This window comes from Mesorhizobium sp. M5C.F.Ca.IN.020.32.2.1, assembly GCF_004023105.1.
Taxonomy (GTDB): Bacteria; Pseudomonadota; Alphaproteobacteria; order Rhizobiales; family Rhizobiaceae; genus Mesorhizobium; species Mesorhizobium wenxiniae.
In genome coordinates this window covers 1-3454 of sequence record NZ_RZSX01000701.1, presented here as the reverse complement: position 1 = coordinate 3454, position 3454 = coordinate 1, and the positions used below count along the sequence as shown (strand labels likewise).

The window sequence follows — 3454 nt, the reverse complement described above, 5'->3', positions numbered from 1 at the left end:
AGACGAAGCTGACCATCGATCCGGGCTCCGATCCGGACAATGCCGAAGACGCCGCTTTGGTGAAGGCGGCCCTTGCAACGCTGCCTGCGCCCGCAAGACCCGATTTCGGCGTCAATATCCTGCCGGGCGACCGCGAGACACTGATTGTCGAGGCGAGCTTTCCGGGCAGTCCCGAAGCGGCGGATTTCTTCGTCGCCGGCGAGCGGGATTACATGTTCGGCGTGCCGGCCCGCAGCGAAAAGGATGGCAAGCTGGTGTTTGCCGTGCCGATCCTCGACAGGCCGACGACGACACCGACGGATGGCGGACTTTACTACACGCTGACAACCGCGGCCGGCGCCGTCGAAGGCCTGCTGCCGTTCCCTTGATCCCGAGCAAAGGATGTTCAGGGCGAACATTCCTTTGCCCAACCTCCCCAACGGTTGCGGGGAACGGCTGAATTCGCTATCGCAAGGACACTTCCCTTCCATCTCTCAAGTGAGGACCTCGATGATGATTGCCGTTGGCGACAAGCTGCCCCAAGCGACCTTCAAGACGATGACTGCCGACGGCGCAAAAGCGATCACGACGGCCGAGATCTTCTCGGGAAAGAAGGTGGTGCTGTTCGCCGTTCCCGGCGCTTTCACGCCGACCTGCTCCAACAATCATCTGCCCGGCTATCTGGACAATTACGACGCCATCCTGGCGCGCGGCGTCGACACCATCGCCGTCGTCGCGGTCAACGACGTTCACGTGATGGGCGCCTGGGCCCGCTTCAGCGGTGGTGAAGGTAAGATCCTCTATCTTGCCGATGGCAATGGCGATTTCGTCAGGTCGATCGGCCTTGACGCCGATCTTTCCGGCGGCGGCATGGGGCTGCGCTCGAAGCGGTTTTCGATGATCGTCGACGACGGCAAGGTCACCGCGCTCAATGTCGAGACAAAGCCTGGCGTCGATGAATCCGGTGCGGCTCACATTCTCGGACAGCTTTCCGTTTTGGCGACAACATAGGCCAAGGTTTGCCACGGTCCTTTTGGCCTGACGATCACGCTAAGTCGAGCGCTGAGTGTCCAATTGGCGTGCAAAGGACGCTTCAAGACTTCTGAGCCGCATGATCCCCAACAAAAACCGGTACCGGTTTTCGGGCTCGTGCGCTAGCTCTTCGGAGTTGCTTGCTTTTGGGGGACCTCAATGATGTTTGACCACTTCTGGCGCGCTGTGGCGATCGGCATTGGCGCTACGGCGCTCATGGACCTCTGGGCGATTTTCCTGAACATGGTATTTGCTCAGCCGCGGCCGAACTGGGGACTGGTTGGGCGCTGGGTCTGGCATCTCAGAGACGGCAAGGTATTCCACGACGATATCGGCGAGGCAGCACCCTACGCGCATGAATCGGCGCTGGGCTGGGCCTTCCACTACTTTGTCGGCATCGTCTACGGCATCATTCTGGCCGTTTGGGCGGGAGCGGCGTGGCTGGCCGCGCCGACCTTCCTGTCGGCCTTCATCCTCGGCATCGTCACCGTGGGCGCCGGCTGGTTCCTGCTGGCGCCCGGCATGGGCGCCGGCTGGGCCGCATCAAAGCGCCCCAACCCGATACAGATCCGCGCCCTCAACCTCGTGTCGCATACTGTGTTCGCGCTCGGACTTTTCGGCACGGCGCTGCTGATCCGTTGAATATGGCGGACCAGACTGGTTAGTAGCTCTGGGTCGAGCGGCGCACTTTCTTGCCAGCCGGCTGCTTGGCTTGGGTACTTTCCCTAGATGAAACGGGCACGGGCCTGGCCGTTTTGTTCTTGAACGGCGCCATGCCGAGCCGCGCCAGTTCGTCGGCACGTTCGTTCTCCGGATGGCCGGCGTGGCCCTTGATCCAGTGCCAGACGACCTGATGGCGGTTGCGCGCCTCGTCGAGTGCCTGCCACAGCTCGGCATTCTTCACCGGTTGCCTGGCAGCGGTCTTCCAGCCGTTGCGCTTCCAGCCGTCGATCCAGCTGAAAATGCCGTCCTTGACATAGTTGCTGTCGGTATAAAGATCGACAGCACAAGGTTCCTTCAGCGCATTGAGCGCCGAGATGGCGGCCAAAAGTTCCATGCGGTTGTTGGTGGTCGCAGCCTCGCCGCCTGACAGTTCTTTCGTCACGCCGTTGAAGCGCAGGACCGCCCCCCAGCCGCCAGGCCCCGGATTGCCCGAACAGGCACCATCGGTGAAGATTTCAACGCGCTTGGTCATGTCAGTCCATATTCGGAAGGAGATTTGATCGCTCGGTGAAAACGCATCCGCCTGATATATTCGGTCGGATCGCGTTTCACGACCAGCCCGCCATTGGCAACGGTCAGCCAGTCGTAAAGCCGGGTCAGCATGAAGCGCAGCGCCGAGCCGCGTGCCAGGATAGGCAGCGCAGCTCTCTCCTCGCCGCTCAAGGGCCGCACGCTTTGGTAGCCGGCAAGTAGCGCCGTGCCCTTGGTCAGGTTGAAGGAGAAATCCTTCTCGAAGCACCAGGCATTGAGGCAGGTAGCGACATCGTAGGCGTAGAGATCGTTGCAGGCGAAATAAAAGTCGATCAGCCCGGACAGTTTTTCGCCGAGGAAGAAGACATTGTCCGGGAAAAGATCGGCATGGATGATTCCCTCCGGCAGGTCTTTGGGCCAGTTCCGCTCGAAATCGGCGAAGTCGGCATCGACCTCGGCCGCCAATCCCGGCTCGACCTCGTCGGCGCGAGGGCGAGCGGCACTCCACAGCTTGCGCCAGCCATCGATGGCAAGAGCATTCGGACGGGTCATCGGAAAGTCGGCGCCAGCGAGATGCAGTGCCGCCAGCGCCTTGCCGACCTCGCCGCAATGCGCTGATGTCGGCCGCCGCAGCGAAAGGCCTTCGAGGAAGGTGATGATGACCGCCGGCCGCCCGGCAAGCGTTCCGATGACGTCGCCATTATGCGCGGTCACCGGAAGCGGGCACGAAATGCCCTTTCTGGCGAGATGGCCCATGAGCCCCAGGAAGAACGGCAAGTCGGCCTTGTCGACGCGCTTTTCGTAGAGCGTCAGGATGTAAGAGCCGCTGGTTGTATGCAGCAGGAAATTCGAGTTCTCGGTGCCTTCGGCGATGCCCTTGTAGGACAGGAGATCGCCGACCGGATAGGCATTCAGGAACGCGCCGAGCTCGCCTTCGTTGACGTCGGTGTAGACCGCCATGGGCTCTTCACGCGGCTCCGTTGACGAAGGCCATGTCGGCCGCCGTCAATTCGACATCGCGCAGGACCCGCATCACCGGAAAATCCTCGGTCTCTGTCGCCGTCACCGCCAGCTCGATCGTCACGTTGAAGCGCTGCCGGAATGCATCGATGATCTCGTCGACGATGATTTCCGGCGCGGACGCGCCTGCCGACAGACCGAGCGTCGAGATGCCGGCAATGTCAGTCCACGGGATTTCGGAGGCGCGCTGCACGAGAAGCGACATCGAGGCGCCGGCGCGCTCGGCCAC

The 3454-nt window shown here is 61.8% G+C and carries 4 protein-coding genes and 2 pseudogenes; 3 read left to right on the top strand and 3 right to left on the bottom strand.

What is annotated here, in order from left to right; translation table 11 throughout:
• The 3 genes and pseudogenes from EOA86_RS27270 to EOA86_RS27260 form a co-directional block, all read left to right on the top strand.
• Positions 1 to 368, top strand: a pseudogene (locus EOA86_RS27270) (hypothetical protein); the annotation flags it as partial.
• A gap of 121 nt (positions 369 to 489) precedes the next feature.
• Positions 490 to 990 (top strand): peroxiredoxin, encoded by a 501-nt coding sequence (locus EOA86_RS27265; protein ID WP_065006230.1) that lies wholly within the window; start codon positions 490 to 492, stop codon positions 988 to 990.
• Positions 991 to 1173: 183 nt separating this feature from the next.
• Positions 1174 to 1653 (top strand): DUF2938 domain-containing protein, encoded by a 480-nt coding sequence (locus EOA86_RS27260; RefSeq protein WP_128344530.1) that lies wholly within the window; start codon positions 1174 to 1176, stop codon positions 1651 to 1653.
• Positions 1654 to 1672: 19 nt separating this feature from the next.
• On the opposite strand, the gene rnhA is transcribed toward EOA86_RS27260, so the two are convergent.
• From rnhA to EOA86_RS27245, 3 genes and pseudogenes are all read right to left on the bottom strand, one after another.
• Positions 1673 to 2206: a ribonuclease HI gene (rnhA, locus tag EOA86_RS27255; protein ID WP_127210527.1), complete on the bottom strand. Its 534-nt coding sequence runs from the start codon at positions 2204 to 2206 to the stop codon at positions 1673 to 1675.
• Positions 2203 to 3165: a homoserine kinase gene (locus EOA86_RS27250; protein ID WP_128344528.1), complete on the bottom strand. Its 963-nt coding sequence runs from the start codon at positions 3163 to 3165 to the stop codon at positions 2203 to 2205. The genes rnhA and EOA86_RS27250 overlap by 4 nt, the downstream gene beginning before the upstream one ends.
• Before the next feature lie 7 nt (positions 3166 to 3172).
• Positions 3173 to 3454, bottom strand: a pseudogene (locus EOA86_RS27245) (4-hydroxy-3-methylbut-2-enyl diphosphate reductase); the annotation flags it as partial.

Excerpts from the sequence above, each read along its gene's own strand:
- EOA86_RS27260 (WP_128344530.1), top strand. The coding sequence starts at position 1,174 with ATGTTTGACCACTTCTGGCGCGCTGTGGCGATCGGCATTGGCGCTACG.
- EOA86_RS27250 (WP_128344528.1), bottom strand. The coding sequence starts at position 3,165 with ATGGCGGTCTACACCGACGTCAACGAAGGCGAGCTCGGCGCGTTCCTG.
- rnhA (WP_127210527.1), bottom strand. The coding sequence starts at position 2,206 with ATGACCAAGCGCGTTGAAATCTTCACCGATGGTGCCTGTTCGGGCAAT.
- EOA86_RS27265 (WP_065006230.1), top strand. The coding sequence starts at position 490 with ATGATGATTGCCGTTGGCGACAAGCTGCCCCAAGCGACCTTCAAGACG.